Below are 22,261 nucleotides of genomic sequence, written 5' to 3' on the forward strand. Positions count from 1 at the left end.
AATGAACTACAGAGCTGGCGGCAGTCCGTGCTGCCCCGCTATTCACAGGTGAACAAAGAGGCAGCAGAGACCAGCACCGCGCGCGTCACTGGCCGGTTATTTTCCAGTACTGGCCTGAATAATCACCGGTATCGGCCAGTTGCAGCTTATTGTTGACCCCGTCATTGACAACATCAAGAGACTTGCCTTCGCCCTGCCAATCGGTGGTCAGTCGGTAATATCCGTTTGACTGACGCACAACTCGCCAGTGCTGACCTGAATAATTACCGGTATCGGCGAGCTGCAGCCTGTTGTTTGTCCCATCATTGATAACATCGAGAGACTTGCCGTCGCCCTGCCACTGCGTTGTCAAACGGTAAGATCCGTCGTCGAGCTCGGTCAATTTCCAATACTGCCCGGAATAATTTCCGGTATCAGCAAGGATCAACTTGTTGTTGACCCCGTCGTTGACGACATCGAGCGATTTGCCTTCGCCCTGCCACATGGTGGTCAGCCGATAATATATTCCATTGTCAAATTCCTGGGCCTGCGCACTAAATGGTACAAACAGAACAAGTGATGCGAGCAAGCCCAAGACAGTCCGCTTGCAGATCGGCTGAGTTCGGGGGTGATGGGTAAATGTCTTAAAACAAGTTGTGGTAATCATAATGCATTACTCTCAGTTGATAGATATAATATGCTGATACTATTCAGCATTCAGGCGCCATGGTCAAAGAGAATATACTTGCGGAAATTTGTGCAATCCGCGCTGTGATGGTCAGGGAGGGAATTTATTTGCGCGTTTCGCTCAATCGCTGTCGTTCGGCAGTCTCAAACCGTAGCTTTGAAAGCCTGACCGCATCACCGGCTTGCGCGACGAGATCATGCCGCTGTTGACGCCATTCCAGCCGATCTCGCCCGACAGCCGGGCGTATTCGATTTTCGGGCAGCGATTCATCACCACCTTGATCCCCGCCGCTTCGGCGCGGGCGGCGGCCTCATCGTGGCGTACGGTGAGCTGCATCCATATCACCTTGGGCAGGGGATCCAGCGCCAGCACCTCATCGACAATGCCCGGAACAGCATTGGATGCCCGAAAAACGTCGACCATGTCGATTGCCACCGGAACATCGCTTAGGGCTGCATAGGTCATCTGTCCGAGGATGGGTTTGCCCGCCTGCCCCGGATTGACTGGGATGACGTCATAGCCCTTGGCGAGCAGGTATTTCGTCACGAAAAAGCTGGGCCTGACATCATTGGCCGACGCGCCGACGACTGCAATTGTCCTGACCGATTGCAATATGCCGGAGATGTAGGAATTGGCGTAGCTGTAGTGGTCCATCGGTAGCGCATCCCGTAAAATCTGGTCTGGTTGTCGCAAACGGCATCTGAGGGCGTCAAGCCATCGCCTTTGTCCGTGGACAAATCTGCGACATATTGCGTCTGTAACCTGCAGTGTGAGGCCAGACAGGAGACAATCACCATGAGCATGCGCCTGATCACAAGCAGTATAATCGCGATGGCTGCGGCAACGGCGAGCTTTATCGCTGAGAGCGACCCGGCACACGCCATCAGCCGCATTGAAACCACCAAGACCGATTGCCATGCGATCAGGGGCGCCCTGATCCGCGAGGGGGCTGCCATCCTGCGGCATACGTCCAAAAACGGCTTGCCAATCTATGATCGTTACGTCAGTTCATCGCTGATGTGCCAAAGTCCGGAGATCGGCGTCTGGGCCAGCGTGCCGGCGCGCGACACCAAGAGCTGTCGGGTGATCGCTTGCGATGCCAACGCCAGCGACGACGATCTGATCCGGTTCCGGCCGCTGTTGCGGATTACGCCATAGGCAAGCTGTCAGTCTGGCAAGCTCATGTGACCGTCTTCGCCCAGAGGCATGAATGGATTGTGCGCCAATTCCCACAAATGCCCGTCCGGATCGGCGAAATAGCCCGAATACCCGCCCCAAAACACCTCATGCGGCTTTTTCACCGGCTTGGCGCCGCATTCAACTGCAAACTCCCAGGCGGTATCGACTTCGGTGCGCGAACCAAAATTGTGAGCCAAGGTAACGCCCTCAAAACCGTGCCGCCTTGTCGGCTCCTGGCCCGCGTCGGCAGCCAGCGCATCACGCCCGAACAGCCCCAGCACAGTGCCATTCATGTGGAAAAACGTCACGCTGTCATTGGATGCGGAAGACCGCTTGAACCCCAATCTCTGATAGAACGCGGTCGCGACAGCGACATCGGCAACGCCGAGCGTGATCATGGTGATGCGCGGGTCAAAACTCATCGTCTGAAACTCCTGTAGCAACTCTGTCTGAACAGCCAGGCGCCTGCTTGGATTAGCACATATAGAGAACAAACCTGCAAGCCAGCAGCAAGTCAAGACGCTACTGAAGATCGAGGCCTTTCGGCTACTCCCCGGTCCATTCCGGCATTCGCTTGTCGATGAAGGCGTTCATGCCTTCCTCCGCGTCACGGGCCAGCATGTTTTCGACCATCACCTGGGCGGTGTAATCATAAGCATCTTCCAGTGACATTTCGGCCTGGCGGTAGAAGGCCTCCTTGCCGATCTTCACCGTCAAAGGTGATTTGGAGGCAATGACATCGGCGTATTTCATCACCACCTGAGTCAGGTACTGGCGCGGCATGATCCGGTTGATCAGGCCGAACTCGCGCGCAGTCGAAGCGTCGATGGTTTCGCCGGTAAGCAGCATTTCCATGGCCTGCTTGCGGTGCACATTGCGACTGAGCGCCACCATCGGGGTGGAGCAGAACAGCCCGATATTGACGCCGGGGGTGCAGAAGGCGGAAGTGTCCGTGCACATGGCCAGATCGCATGATGCCACAAGCTGGCAGCCGGCAGCGGTGGCAAGGCCGTCGACCTCGGCGATCACCGGGACCGGCAGATGCACAATCGCCTGCATCAGTTCGGCGCAGAGTTTCATGGATCGGGCAAAGAACGCCCTGCCCCGGTCCTCATCGGCACGGTGCAATGTCAGTTCCTTGAGGTCATGACCGGCGGAAAACAGCTTGCCGGGCGTCGCCGAGGCGATGATCACCACCCGGATGGCCTTGTCCTGACGGGTTGCATCCAGCGCATCCTTGAGCGCCTGCATCAGCGCAATCGACAAAGCGTTGGCCGGTGGGTTGTTCATCTCCAGTCGCAGCACACCATTGCGGATTTCGGATTTGACCAGGCCGGTCGGCGTGCTCGGGTTCAACTCAACGACGTTCATGCAGGAAACCTTTCATGTTCGGGTTTCAGTTTAACCCGATGATCAGGGCGCGGGAACCCCATCCCGGCGTTGACCGGACACCGATTTTCCGCAACGTTGCCGGGCAAACAGAATCCCGCCTCCGCACAGGATCACAGGTATGCCCACACCAGCCAAGCCGGTCATGACCGCTCCAGAAGTTTCCGCCTATCTCGACGAGGTGTTTCCGCAGATCAAGGCCAATGGCGACAACATTTCTGTTGCGGAAGTGTCAGCAGGAACCGCGCTTGTGCGGCTTGCGGCGGACGACAAGCACCTGCGCCCCGGCGGCACTGTCAGCGGGCCGACACTGTTCATGCTGGCCGATCTTGCGGCTTACGCGGTGATCCTGGCCCATATCGGTCGCGTCGCGCTTGCGGTGACGACCAATCTCAACATTAATTTTTTGATGAAGCCCGAACCGGGGCCGCTTGATGCCACTGCAACCATCCTCAAATTGGGCAAACGGCTGGTGGTCACCGACATCGCAATCCGCGATTCCGGGGGCGAACTGGTGGCCCACGCCACCGCCACCTATTCGATTCCGCCACGAAATTGACCGGTTTGAAGCGAGAAATGTGCGGTATTATAATACCGCATAGATAACCCGCTGTTTTCATTGCGTTATATTTGCAAGACTGGCTTTTGCACTGCTTGACGGTGTTTTCTCAGCCGCTTATAAGCACGCAGCGTCCACGTCCTTGAGGCGATGGCGCACAGTTGGTTCGTGACCTGTTGTGGTTCCGGGACAACCCAAGCAACAAGAAACGTCCGGGCGGGTTATCCTGCCTCGGATCCTGAATGAAAAGAGAAACCCATGAAAACCTTCTCGCAGAAGCCTGCAGAGGTGGAAAAGAAGTGGATCATTATCGACGCCGAGGGTCTCGTCGTCGGTCGTCTGGCCACTGTCATCGCCACCATCCTGCGCGGCAAGCACAAAGTCACCTACACCCCTCACGTTGACGATGGCGACAATGTCGTGGTCATCAACGCTGAAAAGGCGGTTCTGACCGGCAGCAAATATGCCGACAAGAAATATTACTGGCACACCGGCTATCCCGGCGGCATCAAGGAGCGCACCGCGCGCCAGATCTTCGAAGGTCGCTTTCCTGAGCGGATCGTCGAAAAGGCTGTCGAGCGCATGGTTCCCCGCGGACCGCTTGGCCGTCGCCAGATGAAGAACCTTCGGGTTTATGCTGGTTCCGAACATCCGCATGAAGCTCAGCAGCCGACCGTTCTTGACGTCGCGGCCCTGAATTCCAAGAACAAAAGGAGCGCCTGATTATGGCTGAACTCAATTCGCTTGAGGAGCTCGGCGCAACTGTGACCGCAGCAGCCGAACCGGCAGCCCCGGTTCACGTCCGCAAGGTCGACGACCTCGGCCGGTCCTACGCAACCGGCAAGCGCAAGAACGCGATTGCCCGCGTCTGGATCAAGCCAGGCACCGGCAAGATCACGGTCAACGGTCGCGATTTCGTCACCTATTTCGCACGTCCCGTGCTTCAGATGGTCGTCCAGCAGCCTGTCGTTGCTGCTGACCGTCAGGGCCAGTTCGACGTGGTCTGCACCGTTGCAGGCGGCGGTCTTTCCGGCCAGGCCGGCGCCGTTCGTCACGGCATCTCCAAGGCGCTGACCTATTACGAGCCGGGCCTGCGCCCAGTGCTCAAGAAGGGTGGCTTCCTGACCCGCGACAGCCGCGTTGTCGAACGTAAGAAATACGGCAAGGCCAAGGCCCGCCGATCGTTCCAGTTCTCCAAGCGTTAAGTCGCCTGGTCGACATTGGAAAGCATATTGGACGGGGCTTCGGCCCCGTCTTTTTTTGTGCCTTGTCCGAAGAGTGCGGTCGTGCCCACGGCGAAAAGACAACACGCCTGCCCGCCCGGCTTTATCATGTTGCAGGATTGGGTTAGACCAGTAAAGAAGTCCTTCTCGCGTCCGGAACCTGACCCATGGCCAACAAATCCATCGACCACGCTTTCACCACACGTTCGCTGACATCGGCGGCGAGTGACCCGACTTACGCCGGAGCGCTGTCGTTCATGCGGCGCAAATACACCAAGATGCTGAAGGGCGCCGATGCCGTGGTCTGGGGCATTCCGTTTGACGCGGCGGTGTCCAACCGCCCCGGTGCGCGCTTTGGCCCGCAGGCGATCCGTCGTGCATCTGCAATCCTCGACAATGATCCGCAATACCCCTTCAACCGCGACCTGTTCGAGGCGATGGCGGTGATCGATTATGGGGATTGCCTGCTCGATTACGGCAATCATCAGAAAACCCCCGCGACGATCGAACGCGAGGCAACAAAGATCCTCGCTTCAGGCGCGTTCCTGATGAGTATGGGCGGCGATCATTTTGTCACCTGGCCGCTGCTCAAGGCGCATGCGGCAAAGCACGGACCGCTGGCACTGGTACAATTCGACGCGCATCAGGACACCTGGTTTGACGACGGCAAACGGATTGATCACGGCTCCTTTGTCGGACGCGCTGTGCGCGATGGCGTGATTGACCCGACGCGGTCGATTCAGGTCGGCATCAGAACCCATGCGCCGGAGGATTGCGGCATCCGGATCCTCTATGGTCACGAAGTCGAGGACATGACGGCTGCGCAGATAGCCAGCACGATCCTTGAGCATGTCGGCGATGGCGCCTGCTACCTTACCTTCGATATCGATTGTCTCGATCCGGCCTTTGCGCCCGGAACCGGAACGCCGGTGGCCGGCGGCCCGTCGAGCGCCAGAATGCTATCGGTGCTGCAGAAACTCGGAGGCCTTGATATCAAGGGCGCTGATATTGTAGAAGTGGCGCCAGCCTATGACCACGCGGACATTACCGCGATCGCCGGAGCCGCCGTAGCCATGCAATATCTCGGACTTCTCGCAGAACGCCGCGTGCGACGATAAAGTCTCGCAAGCCTCATGAGCCGCTTCGGGCATCGATTCCGAAGCGCTGCGCAAGCCCTTGATTTTTATGCATGAACGGAGAAGCCCGATGGCTCCCAAGATTTTCATTGACGGTGAACACGGAACAACTGGTCTGCAGATCGTTTCGCGACTGCAGGACCGGGCCGATATCGAGCTGATGTCGATGCCGCCCGAGCAACGGCGGGAGGCCGATGTCCGAACAAAGTTCCTGCGCGAGGCCGACATCGCCATTTTGTGCCTTCCCGACGATGCGGCGCGCGAAGCAGTGGCGCTGGCGGCAGATGCCGGAACCCGGTTTATCGACGCGTCGACCGCGCACCGGATCCATCCGGACTGGGCTTTTGGCTTCGCCGAGCTTTGCGAAGGTCAGGCCGCGCGTATCGCGGCAGCGCAGTTCGTCTCCAATCCCGGCTGCTATTCGACCGGTGCCCTTGCGCTGATCGCCCCGCTGGTCGCTGCCGGCCTGCTGCCCGCCGATTATCCGCTGACCATCAATGGAGTGTCAGGCTATACCGGCGGCGGCAAACAACTCATCGCGCAGATGGAAAATGCCGGCCAGGATGATGCGATCACAGCGGCCTATTTCGCCTATGCGCTGACGCTTGGCCACAAACATGTGCCGGAGATCGTCAGCCATGCGGGCTTGACGCGGAAACCGATTTTTACCCCTGCGGTTGGCCGGTTCGCGCAAGGCATGCTGGTCAGTGTGCCGTTGCATCTCGATCTGATGACGGGCATCCCGTCAATGGCCCAGGTGCACGCGTCGCTCGCCGCACATTATGCAGGCTCGGCTGTTGTTGAGGTGGCAGCACTTTCAGATGCCGCGACACTGGCCCGGCTCGATCCGGAAGAGATGACCGGCACGGACCGCATGAAACTCTATGTCTGCGGAAAGGAGGGCGCCGGCCAGGTCAATCTGGTGGCGTCGCTCGACAATCTCGGCAAGGGCGCCTCGGGTGCTGCGGTTCAAAATCTCGACCTGATGATCGGCGAGTAGGGCCAATCAATAGCGCCGAGTCATAGCAATACAGCAGGTTGATCCCGGCAGGGCAAAACCTGCTGATTGCCGCTCATCGCGTTAGGGTTCGAACCGTTTGGCGAGATCTTCGTAGTCGTTGTCCTTGACGTAGCGCAGTTCACGGATGATGCGCAGCGTCGGCTTCAGCGCGAAACAGACGGACCCGATGACAAAGCACCAGGTTCCGGCCGTGCTCCAGTCATCATAAAACCCCATGATGGATCCCGCCACGAACAGCACTGCGGCGCTAACGTCGACAGTCGTGTAAGCCAGTTCGAACCAGGCGTAGTATTCTTCGTCGGAGACATATTTGCGATGACGAGACAGCTTGAAAAGCGCCATTGCACTCTCCTCCTTAAAAATGCGGTATTGCCCTCACACCGTCTCCCGACGGCACGGCTTGGTCAACTCCTGAGACGGATTTTGGTCTCCAGCGGATAGGCGCCGTAAAAGCCGCGCCAATGGGCGACTGCGAAGCCTAGCACGACAATGGCCCAGCCCTGATGCACCAGCGCCCAGCCAAAAGGCACCTGCCCCAGGATCACGACAATTCCGATCAGCGCCTGAATAGTGACCATTACGAAAAGCAGCACGGCGCGACGGCAATGGGTACTGCCCCTGCCCTGAACGATTGACGCCACCATGTGCCACAGCGTCAGGGCAAACAATATATAGCCGCCCAGGCGATGCACGAATTGAACCGTCAGCTCGTTCTCGAAGAAATTGCGCCAGGCCGGCATAATTTCCAGCAGTCCCTCAGGCACCAGTGCGCCATTCATCAACGGCCAGGTGCTGGAGGCCAGACCGGCATCAAGTCCTGCCACCAGCCCCCCCAGATAGATCTGCACCAGCACGAGGCCAACCAACGCCCCTGCCCCACGCCTCAGTCCAATGCTTGGAACAGGATCGGCGGAATGTGGCGCAAGCCCGCGCATCACCCAGACAATCGCCGCGAAAATCAGACAGGCAAGCGTCAGGTGCGTGGCCAATCGGTACTGGCTGACATCGACGCGATCAATCAGGCCGGACGCCACCATCCACCATCCCACCGCACCCTGTAGCCCGCCCAGGACCAGCAGCCCGAACAGCGGCCAGCGCAGCCGTTTTTCAACACGGCCGGTGGCAAGGAAGACCAGAAACGGAATTCCAAACAGCACGCCGACACCGCGGGCCAGGAACCGGTGCACCCACTCCCACCAGTAGATGGTCTTGAACTGATCCAGGCTCATGCCCTTGTTGATCAGCTGGTACTCGGGGATTTGGCGATAGAGTTCGAGCTCCTCCTGCCATTCCGGCTCGCTCATCGGAGGGATCACACCGTGAATCGGCTTCCACTGTGTGATCGACAAGCCTGAATCGGTCAGCCGGGTGGCGCCCCCGACCAGAATCAGGGCAAAAATTGCGACAAGAACCAGGCCAAGCCATATCCGCTGCGCTGTTCGATTGCGACGAATACGCCGCTCTTCGGTGATCGCGGGGCCACCGTCGTGAACGGCAGGGGTGGACGGTGTTAACGGCATGGCGGGCATCGGCGATCTTATCCTTTGAACAGTGCCGAACATGTGCACCACCCCCCGTTGCAAGGCAAGAGCGGCGCCTTTGCGGCATGCGGTCGCGGCGCAGTCCACCCCGCCTGCCCTTGCGTTCAGCGCCAAAGCCGTTATGTCCAAGTTCGAACAAGGAAAAGGCCCATCCATGCCCGTCCGCATCAGAAAGCTTATCGGAACCGTGCTCATTCTGGCGCTTGTCGTGCTTTACGCGCTCGTCGCCACGACGATTGCGACCTATCGCCTGGCAGAATCCGCCTGGTATGTGCATTTGCTCTATTTTCTGCTCACCGGCATCTTCTGGGTGGTGCCGGCGATGTTCCTGATCCGGTGGATGGAAGGCCCGCGCAAAAGCAAGCAGCCCTGACTGTCATGCCCGCATTCGACCGAACTCACCGCAGTTGTTAACGCCACATTAGCCTTCGGAACGGCTTTTTGCTTCGCGCGCGGCGCTCTTTACCGGACACTAGTGAGATCCGGGCATGCTTGGCGCCAGAAGCATGATTTTCCGCGAGCGTTGAAACAATGGCGAACACACATGACATGACAGCGCCGATCTCCCGGCCCACCGCCAGACACTCAAACCCGCCAGCCAACAGCCTGATCGCACATGTTGCTTCTGGTCCGGATGACGTATTGGCGTTATGGCAAAGGCTGGAAACTGATCCGGCGGTGACATTTCATCAAAGCCGTGTCTGGGTCGAGGCCTGGACGGCTGCCACCAGCGCTCGGCTTTCTATTGTCACGCTGGAACACAATGGCGATGCAATTGCGATTCTGCCGCTCGAGATCACCCATATCGGCGGTTTGAAGATCGCACAGTTCGCCGGAACCGCCTTCTCCAACGAAAATTCAGGGCTTTTCGATCTTGCCAAACTGAGCGTTGTCGACCCGATTTCCGCAGCCGAGCTTGCAGCCGCTCTCTCTCATGCGGGCCTGGACGCCGATATCGTATTACTCGACAAGATGACGCCGGAAACGGCTGCATGTGCAGCTTTTTCAGATTTACCGCGCGTCTTCCATCAAAATCCCAGCTTCCAGTTGCCACTGTTTGCCGACTTCACGGCTGTGCTGGCGCAAATCAATGGCAAACGCCGCCGGAAGAAGTTCCGGGTTTCGGAACGGCGCCTTGAAGCCCTGGGCGGATACCGGCACATCATCGGCGATGATGATGCTCTGGCGTTGCGATTGCTCGACACATTCCTAGAGCAGAAGACGCTGCGATTTGCCGCCCAAGGCTTGCCGGATGTTTTTGCCGATCCCGGTATTCGCAAATTCTTTCGTCAACTCGCCACCACCCGCGACGCAGAAGGCCGGGCAGCGCTCGAGCTTCATGGCATCGAGCTGACCGGCGGAGAGCATGAAGGCCAGATCATCGCTGTTGCCGGGTTGACGATCAAGCATCGGCACGTCACCTGCCAGTTCGGTTCCATCAATGAAGAGATCGCCGCAGATGTGAGCGCCGGCGAGTTGCTTTTCTACCGGATGATTGAACGGGCCGCGTTAGCTGGCCATGCAGTCTTCGATTTTGGCGTCGGAGATCAACCGTACAAACGCTCATGGTGCCCGCAACGCAGTGAACTGGTGGATTGTTATGTTCCGCTCACTGTGAAAGGGCGGATGGCCGCTCCGCTGATCGCCGGCCTGATCCGGCTGAAACGAACCATCAAGACCTCACGCAGACTGCACCGCAGCGCTGTCTGGGCGCGCGGGTTGCTGACACGCAGACAACAGCTAACACCCGAGGCCGACTAGGTTGCTTCATGCACGTTGTGCATTGGGCAACAGATCATGGATCATGCCGCCGAATTGCGCTGACCCAGAGGCCCTGTTGGAAGACCTGGCGTCATCAGCAACACATCTCCAAAGCCCTGTTCGTTGAACTCCGCAAGGAACCGTCCCACTTCCGATGCATCCGAGCGCAGGATGGACAGCACGATTTCACTGTTCTCCACCCGGGCAATGCGGGCAACCGCGGCCGCGTCAGCAGCACCGCATTCCACGATGACCATGTCATAGGCTTCCGTCAGCGCGTCGATGATCATTGGCAACCGGTCGATCGCACGCATCGCGCGGCGTGCGTTGGCGTTGCCGTGCGGAATGATGTGGGCTGATGACAACCGGTCGGGATGGATCGAATCTGCAATGGCGATATCGCCACACATCAGATCCGTCAGACCGGGCAAGCGCCGGGACTCGGCCATCAGCTCGGTAGGACAGGCAGATCCGGTAAGATCGATCAACAAAGTCTTGAGGCCGTCGCCAGCAACCGTACGCGCCAGCATGACTGCTGCTGCTGACCCCTCGTCGCCCTCCGGCGATACACAGATCGCTACCGGAGTTCCGTCGGTGACGAGCTGGTCGGCGACCGACTCGACGCTGAAATCATCTGCGTCGTTGGAGATGTTTGGCAGGGTCTCGATCGCCAGCTGCGGCTCGGCGGAAGGTTCACCGCCTGTGTCCTCGGCAACAGCCACGGAATGCTCATCAGTCGCCACGGAGTGCTCGTCTGTCTCGTCAGCATCGCGGATCAGGCCTGTGGATGGCCGCAAGGCCCGCCCGGAGAACAGCTCACCAAGCATCACCCCAATGGACGACAACAGGAAAGTCGCAAACGCGGCAACACCGATGATCGGCAGCATCTTGGGATAATGCGATTCTGAAGCCGGCACGGCGCGCGAAATCACCCGGGCATCGGCAGGCAAGGATTTTGGTTCGGTGCGTGAGGCAGCCTCGCGATAGCGTCCCAGATAGGTCTCGAGAAGATCGCGCTGAGCTGCAGCTTCGCGCTCCAGCGAGCGCAATTCAACGGATTCCTCGCCTTCACGCGCAGAACCAGCCTTGAGTGCGTTGAGCTGGGCCGTCAGTTCTTCTTCGCGAATTCGCGCCACGCGCGTGTTGCTCTCCAAGCTTGACAGCACCTTGCGGATTTCGCTGTAGATTTGCCGTTCCACATCCTTCAGTTGGGCCCGCAGGCCTTTCATGCGCGGATGCGCCTCAAGCAAGGTGGTCGACAGATCGGCGATCTGTGCACGGATATTGCCTTCGCTTTCACGCAGACGCTGAACCACCGGCGAGCCCAGAACATCAGAAACCGCATCAACTGCCTGGCCGTTACTCAGCGCGTTGCGGACCGATTGCGCCCGGGCTTCGGAATCTGCCCGTTCGGCACGAACCCGGCTCAATTCGGTTGAAATGTCGGACAATTGCTTGGCCGCGATGGTGTCTTGCTGATTAACCAGCAGCAGCCCGGTTTCCGAGCGGTAGGCCGCGACTTTCTCTTCAGATTCGCGGACTTTTCCACGCAGCCTGGCAATTTCCGGTTCCAGCCAGGCGCTGGCGTCGGTGTTGTTTTCGAGCTTTGCGCTCGACTGGAAGGCAAGATAGGCATCGACAAGCGCGTTTGGCACACGCGCGGCAAGCGCTGCGTCCTCTGATGAAAACTCGATCCCGATGACCCGCGATCCGGGCACAGCATAGACGTCGAGCTTCTTGAAGAACTCCTTCAGGATGCGCTCTTCGGCAGGCACATCAAGCGGGTTCTTCTTCAGCCCGATCATCACCAGCAGATCGCCAATCGCTGACGGATTTGCCGCGGGGTCAAACTCTTCGCGAGACGACAGATCGAGCTCACGGGCCACCTGTTTGACAAGATCGGTCGACTTCAGAATCTCGACCTGGCTGGTCACCGCCCGCTCGTCCAGCGCTACATCTGCGGTCTGCTGGTTCTGGTCGCCCGAATAGACCGGCTCCCGGGTTTCGACCAACAACCGGGTCTCCGACTTGTAGAGCGGATTAATCATACCGGTGACAAGAAAGGCCAGCCCCGCAGCGGCGGCAGTCAGCCCCAGGACGAGAGTCTTCCGCTCCCAGACGGCTGTTACCAGACGGCCAAGATCAATATCGACATCGGGTTGCGGCGTTGCTGAAACGGACATGCGAGGGCTACTCCATACTTACACTTGCGGAGAAGCGTAAACGAACATGGTAACGCAACGGTTAAGGGGCCGGTGAGTAATTACCCACCCCTGAATTCGTGATTTCCGGTTCTTCTACCGGCCTATGCCAGGACGGATGCGATGACCTGGAAGGGGTTTGCGCCTTTGAGGCGTGCGGTATCGACTGTCGTGCGTATGTTCGCTTCGGCTTGGGCGGCCCACATGGCGCGATATCCGTTTGTCACCTTTCGCTGAATGACCCATGGACGGAGCTTTCGCTCAGATGTGTTGTTGGTGACATCGACTTCTCCGGGATAGTCGCAAAACGTCAGCAGCTGATCGCGGGCCCGCCCGATCTTGGCCTGGAGCTTTTGGGCCAGGTCGCATGAAGTCGGGGCGCATAGAAGCCCGGCAAGCTGTTTATCGAATTTGCGCTTCTTGCTTGCGACGGTAGACGCAGCGAATGTGCTTATGGCTCTGGCGAAATCAAACACACGGCCAAACCAAAGCTGGAAGCGAAGAGGGAGATCATCCTCGCCATGTTCCAGCGCAAAGGCTGTATCACGCGCCAAATGTGCAAGGCAGGTTTGATGTCGATGGCCGTGAGATTGCTGGGCTGAATACCGATCAGATATCCATACCTCGGGGACATGGCCGCCCATGGTCTCGTGAACGACCCGTGCTGCACGGGAGTAATCGGGCTGGTGGACAACGGCATCCTTGCAATGAAAAACCCAGTGTTGGGCATTTGTGCCCTCAATACGCACACCGGTTTCGTCGCTGGCGACAACGCGGGCGGCTCGAAGGCTGGCCTTGGCGGCCTGTGCTGTGGCCTGGAAGCTCGGACGGGAGCGGGCAAACATGTTCATGATCGCGCCCTCGCTCGCATGGAGGCCGAAGATATCCATGAACACACCGCTCAGGCGTTCGTAAGACAATGCATGGAAACTCTTGAGGTAGATCGCCAGCGCGTGAATGCCTGGCCCGAACGGCGTTGCGGTTGCCACGGCAGGTGCGGTGGCTTTTGTCGTCGTGCCGCATTGCGGGCAATGACAGGAAAAACGCCGATGCCGGGTGACATGAGGACGGATCGCAGGAATATCGATCTCGTCATAGGCCCCGGCCAGCACCATCGTATCATCACCGGAAAACGCATGGCCGCATCTCTTGCAGGCGGTCGGTTCATGATCGCGAAACATGTCGGCAAAATCCGCCAGCACCCTATTGTGGGGTTCATGCCCGGGCTTGGCTCCACCCGGTCGTGAGTTGACGCGTTTCTCTTTCTTGTCCGTAGAGGGCGGCTTGGAAGACGTCCGAGAATCCTTGGCAGGCCGTTGGAGCCGAAGCACCATCTCGATCAATTCGTCCTTGCTCAGCTGCTGCAAATCAGTCCGATCCATATCATCATGGATTCAGACATTGTGGTGCATGGCAAGGGGGTGGGTAATTACGCCGGTGACGCTTCCTTTACCTTTGGCGCCCTGCTCCAGAGCGCAGCTTTTTCACCCGACGCCACATTTATCTGCGGAGTTTTACCGCCCGTTAACCCTAATGGATCGATAACGGTAATCGAAATTCACACGTTTCGCGTGGAGCACGTAAAGAATGAAACCCGCCAAGTCCAAAGTGACGACCCTGCTGGCGGCCGCCATGACTTCAGTCATGCTGGCGGGATGTTCCGGCTATCATCCGGCGCCCAAGGCATTCCATGAAGCCGTGATGCAGCCCTACCGGCTTGATGCGGGAGACCGATTGCGCGTCACCGTTTTCGAGCAGACAGGATTGACCGGAACCTATTCCATTGACCAGGCCGGTTATATCGCCTTTCCGCTGATCGGTGCCGTGCCGGCGCGCGGACGGACGCTGCAGGAGATGGAAGGCACGATCGCCGGAAGCCTGCGGCAAGGCTATCTGCGCGATCCGGACGTAACCATTGAAATCGACCGGTACCGTTCATTTTTCGTCCTGGGTGAGGTTGGTCAGGCCGGGCAGTATTCCTACGTCGCCGGAATGACCGTACAAAATGCTATCGCCATCGCTGGTGGTTACTCGGCAAGAGCCTATCAACACAATGTCGACATTACCCGCAACATCAACGGCGAAATCATGACTGGTCGGGTGAAGATTACCGATCCGATCCTTGCGGGTGACACGATTTATGTGCGCGAGCGGTTGTTCTAACACCATGGTTTCAGACAAGCCCTTGCGGATCCTGCATTGCTTCCGGTCACCGGTGGGTGGAATTTTCCGCCATGTCCGGGATCTGGCGGAAGAACATGCCAAGGCGGGTCATCAAGTCGGTATCATCTGCGATTCCAACACCGGCGGCGCCTATGAGGACGCCCTGTTTGAAAGCATCATGCCACATCTGGCGCTCGGGCTCACACGCTTGCCCATGCGCCGGTCCCTCGGAATTTCCGACATCGCGATAGCAGTCAAAACCTTTCGTGAAGTCAAAAGTTTGCAGCCGGATGTGTTGCACGGACATGGCGCCAAGGGCGGCGCTTACGTGCGACTTGCCGGCTCCCAGTTACGGGTATCCCAGTCTCGCGTTGCCCGTTTTTATTCACCGCACGGCGGAAGCCTGCATTACGACCAGAAAACACTGCGCGGCCAGGCCTACTTCGCCATCGAACGGCTGCTTGAACGCTGGACGGACAGGCTAATCTTTGTCTCGGACTACGAGCGGCGGACCTATGAGGAAAAAATAGGAAAGCCGCGCGCCGAGTGGCGTCTGATCCACAATGGGCTGCGCGCGCATGAATTTGAGCCAGTCGAAAACGTTTCGGACGCGGTGGATTTTCTCTATATCGGCATGATGCGCGACCTCAAGGGACCGGATGTGTTCATTGAGGCGATGCGGCGGGCCGAGCAACTGGCGGGAAAGCCGTTGCGCGGCGTCATGGTCGGTGACGGCGAGGACAAGCCACGCTACCAGGCGCGGCTCGACGCGCTCGGCATGGGTGACCGGGTGACAATGCGCGATGCGATGCCTGCACGGGAAGCCTTTGCGCTTGCCCGCACAGTTGTTGTTCCGTCCCGGGCTGAATCCATGCCCTATATCGTTTTGGAAGCGGTTGCCGCTGGCAAGCCGGTGATTTCGACGCAGGTTGGCGGCATCCCTGAAATTCTCGGGCCTGACTTTGCAGGTTTCGTGCCGCCCGGAGATGCCGAATCGCTTGCCGGTGCGATGGCCAAGACCATCAACAACACGGACTGGTTACCCTCGGCGATGCCGGAGATGGACAGTTTTCGCAGTCATTTTTCTGCGCTGACAATGGCCGAACGGATGTCGGCCGTCTATCAGGAATGCCAGATCGGCACTGTTTCCTGAGCGAATAGCCAACGGCGTCAAGCCTTTCTTAGGGTGCACATGCTATCCCGGTAGCATGAGTTTCCGGGGAGAGTTCGGCCGTGAACAAGATCGACAATCACAACACCTTCAGTTCGGCATCCATTCGCAAGGCGATGGCCGAGATTGAAACCAAGCCGGGCCCGAAGGGCAAGGACGGCGAAACCGGTATCCAAATGAGCCGCCTGGCGCTTCAAACCGCCAACCGGCTCTCGCAGGAAAACTACTCCCCGACCATGATCATCGGCACGCTGCGGCTTGCGGAATTTGCACTGATCGCAATTACCGGGTTTGTCGTTTACGCTCTCTATGTCGGCATTACCCAAGAGGCAACGCTGCTCTACTACGGACCGGCCATTCTCATCGGATCTTCGTTGGTGGTTCTGCTGATTCAGATCGCAGACGGCTATCAGGTCCCGGCGCTCCGAAGCGCCCTGAAAACCTTGCCCAAGGTGCTGTCGTCATGGGCCATCGCGTTTGCGGTGATCGCCCTGGTGGCCTTCTTTCTACAATACAGTCTGGCATTCTCGCGGGTGTGGTTTGCCGCCTGGTTCATTTCCGGCGCCGTTTCCCTCATCATCAGCCGCAACATCGTCGCCTATGGCATTCGTCGCTGGGCACGCAACGGGGTGATGGAACGCCGCGCCATCATCGTCGGCGGCGGCGAGATCGCAAAGGCGCTGATCCGGTCCATCGAACAGGACGCCGACAACGATATCCGTATCTGTGGCTTCTTTGATGATCGTGACGAACGGCGCTCGCCGTCAATGGTGGCAGGCTATCCGAAACTCGGCAATATCGACTCGCTGATGGCATTTGCCCGTATGGCCCGCATCGACATGCTGATCATCGCGCTGCCGCTCAATGCTGAATCGCGGGTGTTGCAGTTGCTCAAGAAGCTCTGGATCCTGCCGCTCGACATCCGCCTTGCAGCGCACGCCAACAAGCTCCGGTTCCGGCCACGCGCCTATTCCTACGTCGGCGCCGTGCCGATGCTCGACATTTTCGACCGTCCTATCACCGACTGGGATTCGGTGGCCAAGCGGATTTTCGACGTGTTCTTTTCGCTGCTGGCGATTGCGCTGCTGTGGCCGGTGATGATCGGAGCGGCGATAGCCATCAAGCTCGATTCCAAGGGACCGGTCCTGTTCAAGCAGAAACGCCACGGCTTCAACAATGAAGTTGTGGAAGTGTTCAAGTTCCGGTCGATGTATACAGATCAATGCGATCCCACCGCGCGCGCTGCCGTCACCAAGGGTGATCCGCGCGTCACCAAGGTGGGCCGCTTCATCAGAAAGACGTCAATCGACGAACTGCCTCAGTTCTTCAATGTTCTGCGCGGCAATCTTTCGCTGGTCGGACCGCGGCCCCACGCCGTTGTCGCAGCCACCCATGACCGGCTGTTCGCAGAAGTCGTTGACGGCTACTTCGCCCGTCACCGGGTCAAGCCGGGCGTGACCGGCTGGGCCCAGATCAACGGCTGGCGCGGCGAGATCGACAATGACGAAAAGATCAAGCAACGCACCGCCTGCGATCTCTACTACATCGAGAACTGGTCACTGCTGTTTGATCTCAAGATCCTGTTTCTCACGCCGATCCGGCTGTTCAACACGGAACACGCCTATTGACCAGCGCCGCCCTCCCCGCACCCGCTACCTTTCAGCCGCAACGCGCGGCGATCTCGCTGATTGCCTCTCTCGGCGTGGCCTTCGGCGTGTTCCTGTCGGGGTTCGTGATCAACGAGCCGGCGCCCTATGAGGTGTATTTTGCGGCATTGATCGGCATCTGGGCGATTTTCGGGCTCAGACTGTCGCGCCACATCGCCCCGCTGATCGGCTTGTACATCGTCTTCAACATCGGCGGAATGTTCTCGATCCTGACCATGGAAGAGGTCAACGATACGCCTATGTACATGGCTGTGTCGCTGTTTCTGGCTTTCACGGCGATGTTCTTCGCCGCCATCATCGAGGCCGATCACCGGCGGCTCCGGTTGATCTATCGCGCCTATCTGGCGGCTGCGATCATCACCGCGCTGCTGGGGATACTCGGGTATCTCGGCGCCATCCCCGGCGGCGAGATATTTACCCGCTACGGCCGCGCCATGGGGGCCTTTCAGGATCCCAACGTGTTCGGACCCTACCTGGTGTTGCCGGCGCTCTATCTCATGCACGGGCTTCTGACCGGTACACTGAAAGCCGCGCCGTTGCGGGCCATCGGCCTGACGATTCTTGTTCTCGGCGTGTTTTTCTCATTCTCACGCGCGGCCTGGGGGCTTCTGGCAATCTGCATGATGCTTCTGGTCCTGACCATGCTGATCAAGGAACGTACCGGCGCATTCCGCCTGAAGATCCTGATCATGACGTTGATCGGCTCCTTGCTGCTGGTTGGCGCAATCATAGTTGCCCTGCAGTTCGACCAGATCGCCGATTTGTTTTCCGACCGCGCAAAGCTTGTCCAGGCCTATGACGGCGCGCGGCTCGGCCGTTTTGAACGGCATGCGATCGGCTTTTTGATGGCGATGGAGCACCCGCTGGGCATCGGCCCGCTGGAGTTCGGACTGATGTGGGGAGAAGATACCCACAATATCTGGCTCAAGGCGCTGATGGATTATGGCTGGCTCGGATTTGTCAGTTACCTGGTGCTGATTACATGGACGCTGGTGCTGGGATTCCGCTTCCTGCTGCGCGAACGTCCCTGGCAGCGCTATCTGATGCTGGCCTACATCGTGCTGGTCGGCCACACGATTATCGGCAGTGTGATCGACACCGACCACTGGCGGCATTTCTATCTGTTGATGGGCATCGTCTGGGGCTGTATTGCGCTTGAAATGCGCTGGCAATCCGACCTGCGACGCTGAAGCGGCGCAGGAATACCACGGCGCAATCACAACACACCTGTCGATTCAGACGCGAACATCCGGACACCGTGAGGCGTCTGCTCGGGCTCTTTGAACCGACAAACGATAAAAAATCAGGTTTTGAATAAATGGTCGGAGCGGCGGGATTCGAACCCACGACCCCTTGTCCCCCAGACAAGTGCGCTACCGGGCTGCGCTACGCTCCGACTGGTCAAAGGCCATAGATCATCGACGTTTTCGGCGCAAGGCCGGTTTTGATTTTTGCGGCAAAATCCATGCTGGATTTCTGTCACCGACACCCCGGAGGTTCTCCCGAATCCAGGCGAGACCACCAATTCTCACCCCCAACAATTTCAATGCAATTGTTAGATGTGTTCCGGCTTTATCAAATGTTCCTTTAACCTTGAATCGTAGTTTGGACGACAGAAATACCAGAAAACAGGGCAGAAGATGACCGTTCGACAAGACAAATCGACGCCAACCGCCCGAGCCAGGTACAGATTCAGGGATATCGAGATGCTGAAGAAAGCCGCCGTGCTTAAAGACACATCCGGCAATTTTGGGATGGCATTCGCCATCCTTTCCGTGCCGGTCATGCTGGCTGGCGGGCTCGCGGTCGACTATGTCGGTTTGAGCGTTCAAAAGAGAGAATTACAGAACGCGACGGATGCAGCCGCATTGGCGGTTGCCCGCGAAGGCAATGTCACCGGCCAGCAAGCAGTAGAGATCGCACGTCAAATCGTTGCCGCCAATTACGGCTTCACCGCCGCGCAGATCACTGCCACCTCGGAAGACGGGGTCGCAAGCGTGAATGCAAGCATCGACAAGCCACTGGTTTTTGGCGGGCTCATGAGCAAGACGTCCATGCTGGTGGATGCCACTTCGGAAGCAACCTATGCTTCCACCAAATACGAAATCGCGCTCGTGCTCGATACCACCAACTCAATGTTGGGCGGGAAACTGGTGACATTGCAGAACGCCATCATTGGCCTTGTTGAGGATATTGAAGGACTGGGTCTTGCAAAGGACCAGGTCAAGATTGCACTCGTCCCCTACTCGGGCTTTGTCAACGTCGGTCCGGAATTCGGCCCAGTGATCAACGGCGGTGGCAAGGTCAAGACTCCTGCGGCCGACTGGCTTGATCAGGACGCCAAGGCGCCAATCCCGCAATCGGATTTGCCGTCGGAGTTCAGCCGCTTCGCCATGTTCAGGCATTTGAAGGTGGATTGGCCCGGATGTGTGGAAACCCGTGTGCCCAATGGCAGCGCCTTGCACGACGTGTATGACACCGTTCCCGACCCGGCAGACAAGCAGTCGCTGTTCACGCCGTTCTTTGCAGTCGATGAACCCGACATCCCGCTGTTGTATGCAAATTCCTACCTGGCGGATTCCGGACTGCCTCTAATTGGCAAAGGCGCGACGGAAACCGACAAGGAAGATCAACTTGCTCGCTATGGCCGTACGGGCAAATACGTCAAACCAAAGGATACGGATGACGCCATCGTCCAGGTGATGAAATGGAAGAAGCCGAAGACAGATTTTTCGCCTTCCAGTACGCTTTCCATCCGGTCTGCACCTAAAGGCCCTGGCTTTGGCTGCGAAGCTGAGCCGCTGGTGACGCTGACAACCGACTTTACCGAGATCAAGGCATCAGTGAAAAATCTCACAGCCTCCGGAACCAACAATATGCTGGAAGGTGTGATGTGGGGCTGGCGGGTGCTTTCGAGCCGCGAACCCTTTACCGAAGGTGCAGCTGAAGGCTCGAGCGGTGTCGAGAGAATCATGATCTTCGTCAGCGATGGCCAGAATTCCTTTGGCAATCTGAGCAATCTCATGGGGTCGGGTTACACCAGCATGGGTTACCTGGTTGACGGCCGGCTGGATGGTATCACCGCCGCAAGCTCTGGTCAGACTGCCACGGCGCTCGACAAGAAAACACTGGCCGCCTGCACCAATGCCAAGGAAGACGGCATTGAGATCTACACGGTGCGGCTCGAAAAACCCATCGTCAGCACGGAAACAGTATTGTCGGAGTGCGCCTCCACGGTAATTACCCACCCCCTTGCCATGCACCACAATGTCTGAATCCATGATGATATGGATCGGACTGATTTGCAGCAGCTGAGCAAGGACGAATTGATCGAGATGGTGCTTCGGCTCCAACGGCCTGCCAAGGATTCTCGGACGTCTTCCAAGCCGCCCTCTACGGACAAGAAAGAGAAACGCGTCAACTCACGACCGGGTGGAGCCAAGCCCGGGCATGAACCCCACAATAGGGTGCTGGCGGATTTTGCCGACATGTTTCGCGATCATGAACCGACCGCCTGCAAGAGATGCGGCCATGCGTTTTCCGGTGATGATACGATGGTGCTGGCCGGGGCCTATGACGAGATCGATATTCCTGCGATCCGTCCTCATGTCACCCGGCATCGGCGTTTTTCCTGTCATTGCTCGCAATGCGGCACGACGACAAAAGCCACCGCACCTGCCGTGGCAACCGCAACGCCGTTCGGGCCAGGCATTCACGCGCTGGCGATCTACCTCAAGAGTTTCCATGCATTGTCTTACGAACGCCTGAGCGGTGTGTTCATGGATATCTTCGGCCTCCATGCGAGCGAGGGCGCGATCATGAACATGTTTGCCCGCTCCCGTCCGAGCTTCCAGGCCACAGCACAGGCCGCCAAGGCCAGCCTTCGAGCCGCCCGCGTTGTCGCCAGCGACGAAACCGGTGTGCGTATTGAGGGCACAAATGCCCAACACTGGGTTTTTCATTGCAAGGATGCCGTTGTCCACCAGCCCGATTACTCCCGTGCAGCACGGGTCGTTCACGAGACCATGGGCGGCCATGTCCCCGAGGTATGGATATCTGATCGGTATTCAGCCCAGCAATCTCACGGCCATCGACATCAAACCTGCCTTGCACATTTGGCGCGTGATACAGCCTTTGCGCTGGAACATGGCGAGGATGATCTCCCTCTTCGCTTCCAGCTTTGGTTTGGCCGTGTGTTTGATTTCGCCAGAGCCATAAGCACATTCGCTGCGTCTACCGTCGCAAGCAAGAAGCGCAAATTCGATAAACAGCTTGCCGGGCTTCTATGCGCCCCGACTTCATGCGACCTGGCCCAAAAGCTCCAGGCCAAGATCGGGCGGGCCCGCGATCAGCTGCTGACGTTTTGCGACTATCCCGGAGAAGTCGATGTCACCAACAACACATCTGAGCGAAAGCTCCGTCCATGGGTCATTCAGCGAAAGGTGACAAACGGATATCGCGCCATGTGGGCCGCCCAAGCCGAAGCGAACATACGCACGACAGTCGATACCGCACGCCTCAAAGGCGCAAACCCCTTCCAGGTCATCGCATCCGTCCTGGCATAGGCCGGTAGAAGAACCGGA

Annotated in this window: 22 protein-coding genes and 1 tRNA gene; 14 read left to right on the plus strand and 9 right to left on the minus strand. The window is 58.2% G+C overall.

Going from position 1 to position 22,261, the window contains the following annotated elements:
- Window positions 1-85: 85 nt before the first annotated feature.
- On the minus strand, window positions 86-646 hold the full coding sequence (locus tag IMCC20628_RS11540; protein ID WP_082128110.1) for an RICIN domain-containing protein: 561 nt from the start codon (window positions 644-646) through the stop codon (window positions 86-88).
- Between the two features lie 141 nt (window positions 647-787).
- Entirely contained in the window at window positions 788-1,321 is a 534-nt protein-coding gene (locus tag IMCC20628_RS11545) for a CoA-binding protein (RefSeq protein ID WP_047030343.1), read from the minus strand.
- Between the two features lie 141 nt (window positions 1,322-1,462).
- Here IMCC20628_RS11545 and IMCC20628_RS11550 point away from each other — a divergent pair, with 141 nt between their 5' ends.
- Entirely contained in the window at window positions 1,463-1,825 is a 363-nt protein-coding gene (locus tag IMCC20628_RS11550) for a hypothetical protein (protein ID WP_052766398.1), read from the plus strand.
- A gap of 8 nt (window positions 1,826-1,833) precedes the next feature.
- Here the strand turns inward: IMCC20628_RS11550 and IMCC20628_RS11555 are convergent, their stop codons facing one another.
- Both IMCC20628_RS11555 and IMCC20628_RS11560 read right to left on the minus strand, forming a co-directional pair.
- The gene (locus IMCC20628_RS11555) at window positions 1,834-2,268 is read right to left on the minus strand and encodes a VOC family protein (protein WP_047030344.1); all 435 of its coding nucleotides are present in this window, start codon (window positions 2,266-2,268) and stop codon (window positions 1,834-1,836) included.
- A gap of 124 nt (window positions 2,269-2,392) precedes the next feature.
- Entirely contained in the window at window positions 2,393-3,217 is an 825-nt protein-coding gene (locus IMCC20628_RS11560) for an enoyl-CoA hydratase (RefSeq protein ID WP_047030345.1), read from the minus strand.
- 139 nt (window positions 3,218-3,356) lie between these two features.
- Here IMCC20628_RS11560 and IMCC20628_RS11565 point away from each other — a divergent pair, with 139 nt between their 5' ends.
- From IMCC20628_RS11565 to argC, 5 genes are all read left to right on the plus strand, one after another.
- Window positions 3,357-3,794: a PaaI family thioesterase gene (locus IMCC20628_RS11565; protein ID WP_047030346.1), complete on the plus strand. Its 438-nt coding sequence runs from the start codon at window positions 3,357-3,359 to the stop codon at window positions 3,792-3,794.
- Window positions 3,795-4,052: 258 nt separating this feature from the next.
- Complete coding sequence (gene rplM / locus IMCC20628_RS11570) at window positions 4,053-4,517, plus strand: 50S ribosomal protein L13 (RefSeq protein ID WP_047030347.1); 465 nt, start codon at window positions 4,053-4,055, stop codon at window positions 4,515-4,517.
- A gap of 2 nt (window positions 4,518-4,519) precedes the next feature.
- Window positions 4,520-4,999, plus strand: a complete 480-nt coding sequence (gene rpsI, locus IMCC20628_RS11575; protein WP_047030348.1) for a 30S ribosomal protein S9 — start codon at window positions 4,520-4,522, stop codon at window positions 4,997-4,999.
- A 185-nt stretch (window positions 5,000-5,184) separates the two neighbouring features.
- Window positions 5,185-6,135, plus strand: coding sequence for an agmatinase (gene speB, locus IMCC20628_RS11580; protein WP_047030349.1), 951 nt, complete (start codon window positions 5,185-5,187; stop codon window positions 6,133-6,135).
- Window positions 6,136-6,223: 88 nt separating this feature from the next.
- Complete coding sequence (argC, locus tag IMCC20628_RS11585; RefSeq protein WP_047030350.1) at window positions 6,224-7,153, plus strand: N-acetyl-gamma-glutamyl-phosphate reductase; 930 nt, start codon at window positions 6,224-6,226, stop codon at window positions 7,151-7,153.
- Between the two features lie 81 nt (window positions 7,154-7,234).
- Here argC and IMCC20628_RS11590 read toward each other — a convergent pair whose 3' ends face one another.
- Together IMCC20628_RS11590 and IMCC20628_RS11595 are read right to left on the minus strand one after the other, a co-directional pair.
- Window positions 7,235-7,516, minus strand: coding sequence for a YrhK family protein (locus IMCC20628_RS11590; RefSeq protein ID WP_047030351.1), 282 nt, complete (start codon window positions 7,514-7,516; stop codon window positions 7,235-7,237).
- A gap of 62 nt (window positions 7,517-7,578) precedes the next feature.
- Window positions 7,579-8,703 (minus strand): COX15/CtaA family protein, encoded by a 1,125-nt coding sequence (locus IMCC20628_RS11595; protein WP_245307764.1) that lies wholly within the window; start codon window positions 8,701-8,703, stop codon window positions 7,579-7,581.
- A gap of 166 nt (window positions 8,704-8,869) precedes the next feature.
- Here IMCC20628_RS11595 and IMCC20628_RS11600 point away from each other — a divergent pair, with 166 nt between their 5' ends.
- Window positions 8,870-9,088 carry a DUF2842 domain-containing protein gene (locus IMCC20628_RS11600; protein WP_047032491.1) on the plus strand — a complete coding sequence of 73 codons (219 nt, stop codon included), beginning with the start codon at window positions 8,870-8,872 and terminating at the stop codon, window positions 9,086-9,088.
- Between the two features lie 305 nt (window positions 9,089-9,393).
- Window positions 9,394-10,476: a GNAT family N-acetyltransferase gene (locus tag IMCC20628_RS11605; RefSeq protein ID WP_197078291.1), complete on the plus strand. Its 1,083-nt coding sequence runs from the start codon at window positions 9,394-9,396 to the stop codon at window positions 10,474-10,476.
- A gap of 41 nt (window positions 10,477-10,517) precedes the next feature.
- Here IMCC20628_RS11605 and IMCC20628_RS11610 read toward each other — a convergent pair whose 3' ends face one another.
- Both IMCC20628_RS11610 and IMCC20628_RS11615 read right to left on the minus strand, forming a co-directional pair.
- Window positions 10,518-12,659 (minus strand): Wzz/FepE/Etk N-terminal domain-containing protein, encoded by a 2,142-nt coding sequence (locus IMCC20628_RS11610; protein ID WP_047030352.1) that lies wholly within the window; start codon window positions 12,657-12,659, stop codon window positions 10,518-10,520.
- 122 nt (window positions 12,660-12,781) lie between these two features.
- Entirely contained in the window at window positions 12,782-14,059 is a 1,278-nt protein-coding gene (locus IMCC20628_RS11615; protein WP_047029005.1) for an IS66 family transposase, read from the minus strand.
- Between the two features lie 205 nt (window positions 14,060-14,264).
- On the opposite strand from IMCC20628_RS11615, the gene IMCC20628_RS11620 reads away from it, so the two are divergent.
- From IMCC20628_RS11620 to IMCC20628_RS11635, 4 genes are all read left to right on the plus strand, one after another.
- On the plus strand, window positions 14,265-14,840 hold the full coding sequence (locus tag IMCC20628_RS11620; protein ID WP_047030353.1) for a polysaccharide biosynthesis/export family protein: 576 nt from the start codon (window positions 14,265-14,267) through the stop codon (window positions 14,838-14,840).
- Between the two features lie 4 nt (window positions 14,841-14,844).
- Window positions 14,845-15,993 (plus strand): glycosyltransferase family 4 protein, encoded by a 1,149-nt coding sequence (locus IMCC20628_RS11625; RefSeq protein WP_047030354.1) that lies wholly within the window; start codon window positions 14,845-14,847, stop codon window positions 15,991-15,993.
- 134 nt (window positions 15,994-16,127) lie between these two features.
- Window positions 16,128-17,639 carry an undecaprenyl-phosphate glucose phosphotransferase gene (locus tag IMCC20628_RS11630; RefSeq protein ID WP_156174674.1) on the plus strand — a complete coding sequence of 504 codons (1,512 nt, stop codon included), beginning with the start codon at window positions 16,128-16,130 and terminating at the stop codon, window positions 17,637-17,639.
- A complete protein-coding gene (locus IMCC20628_RS11635; protein ID WP_047030356.1) occupies window positions 17,636-18,868 on the plus strand; it encodes an O-antigen ligase family protein in 1,233 nt (410 codons plus the stop codon). The genes IMCC20628_RS11630 and IMCC20628_RS11635 overlap by 4 nt, the downstream gene beginning before the upstream one ends.
- A 129-nt stretch (window positions 18,869-18,997) precedes the next feature.
- On the opposite strand, the gene IMCC20628_RS11640 is transcribed toward IMCC20628_RS11635, so the two are convergent.
- Window positions 18,998-19,074: transfer RNA gene (locus IMCC20628_RS11640), tRNA-Pro, on the minus strand.
- A 310-nt stretch (window positions 19,075-19,384) separates the two neighbouring features.
- Here IMCC20628_RS11640 and IMCC20628_RS11645 point away from each other — a divergent pair.
- Together IMCC20628_RS11645 and IMCC20628_RS11650 are read left to right on the plus strand one after the other, a co-directional pair.
- Entirely contained in the window at window positions 19,385-20,953 is a 1,569-nt protein-coding gene (locus IMCC20628_RS11645; RefSeq protein WP_047030357.1) for a pilus assembly protein, read from the plus strand.
- A 12-nt stretch (window positions 20,954-20,965) separates the two neighbouring features.
- On the plus strand, window positions 20,966-22,243 hold the full coding sequence (locus IMCC20628_RS11650; protein ID WP_082128113.1) for an IS66 family transposase: 1,278 nt from the start codon (window positions 20,966-20,968) through the stop codon (window positions 22,241-22,243).
- Window positions 22,244-22,261 lie beyond the last annotated feature (18 nt).

The sequence above is a fragment of the Hoeflea sp. IMCC20628 genome (assembly GCF_001011155.1).
Classification (GTDB): domain Bacteria; phylum Pseudomonadota; class Alphaproteobacteria; order Rhizobiales; family Rhizobiaceae; genus Hoeflea.

Excerpts from the sequence above, each read along its gene's own strand:
- IMCC20628_RS11620 (WP_047030353.1), top strand. The coding sequence starts at position 14,265 with ATGAAACCCGCCAAGTCCAAAGTGACGACCCTGCTGGCGGCCGCCATG.
- rpsI (WP_047030348.1), top strand. The coding sequence starts at position 4,520 with ATGGCTGAACTCAATTCGCTTGAGGAGCTCGGCGCAACTGTGACCGCA.
- IMCC20628_RS11650 (WP_082128113.1), top strand. The coding sequence starts at position 20,966 with ATGGATCGGACTGATTTGCAGCAGCTGAGCAAGGACGAATTGATCGAG.
- IMCC20628_RS11595 (WP_245307764.1), bottom strand. The coding sequence starts at position 8,703 with ATGCCCGCCATGCCGTTAACACCGTCCACCCCTGCCGTTCACGACGGT.
- speB (WP_047030349.1), top strand. The coding sequence starts at position 5,185 with ATGGCCAACAAATCCATCGACCACGCTTTCACCACACGTTCGCTGACA.
- IMCC20628_RS11615 (WP_047029005.1), bottom strand. The coding sequence starts at position 14,059 with ATGGATCGGACTGATTTGCAGCAGCTGAGCAAGGACGAATTGATCGAG.
- IMCC20628_RS11550 (WP_052766398.1), top strand. The coding sequence starts at position 1,463 with ATGAGCATGCGCCTGATCACAAGCAGTATAATCGCGATGGCTGCGGCA.
- IMCC20628_RS11645 (WP_047030357.1), top strand. The coding sequence starts at position 19,385 with ATGCTGAAGAAAGCCGCCGTGCTTAAAGACACATCCGGCAATTTTGGG.
- IMCC20628_RS11610 (WP_047030352.1), bottom strand. The coding sequence starts at position 12,659 with ATGTCCGTTTCAGCAACGCCGCAACCCGATGTCGATATTGATCTTGGC.
- IMCC20628_RS11600 (WP_047032491.1), top strand. The coding sequence starts at position 8,870 with ATGCCCGTCCGCATCAGAAAGCTTATCGGAACCGTGCTCATTCTGGCG.
- IMCC20628_RS11625 (WP_047030354.1), top strand. The coding sequence starts at position 14,845 with ATGGTTTCAGACAAGCCCTTGCGGATCCTGCATTGCTTCCGGTCACCG.
- IMCC20628_RS11555 (WP_047030344.1), bottom strand. The coding sequence starts at position 2,268 with ATGAGTTTTGACCCGCGCATCACCATGATCACGCTCGGCGTTGCCGAT.
- rplM (WP_047030347.1), top strand. The coding sequence starts at position 4,053 with ATGAAAACCTTCTCGCAGAAGCCTGCAGAGGTGGAAAAGAAGTGGATC.
- IMCC20628_RS11630 (WP_156174674.1), top strand. The coding sequence starts at position 16,128 with ATGGCCGAGATTGAAACCAAGCCGGGCCCGAAGGGCAAGGACGGCGAA.
- IMCC20628_RS11560 (WP_047030345.1), bottom strand. The coding sequence starts at position 3,217 with ATGAACGTCGTTGAGTTGAACCCGAGCACGCCGACCGGCCTGGTCAAA.
- IMCC20628_RS11545 (WP_047030343.1), bottom strand. The coding sequence starts at position 1,321 with ATGGACCACTACAGCTACGCCAATTCCTACATCTCCGGCATATTGCAA.
- argC (WP_047030350.1), top strand. The coding sequence starts at position 6,224 with ATGGCTCCCAAGATTTTCATTGACGGTGAACACGGAACAACTGGTCTG.
- IMCC20628_RS11590 (WP_047030351.1), bottom strand. The coding sequence starts at position 7,516 with ATGGCGCTTTTCAAGCTGTCTCGTCATCGCAAATATGTCTCCGACGAA.
- IMCC20628_RS11565 (WP_047030346.1), top strand. The coding sequence starts at position 3,357 with ATGCCCACACCAGCCAAGCCGGTCATGACCGCTCCAGAAGTTTCCGCC.
- IMCC20628_RS11540 (WP_082128110.1), bottom strand. The coding sequence starts at position 646 with ATGATTACCACAACTTGTTTTAAGACATTTACCCATCACCCCCGAACT.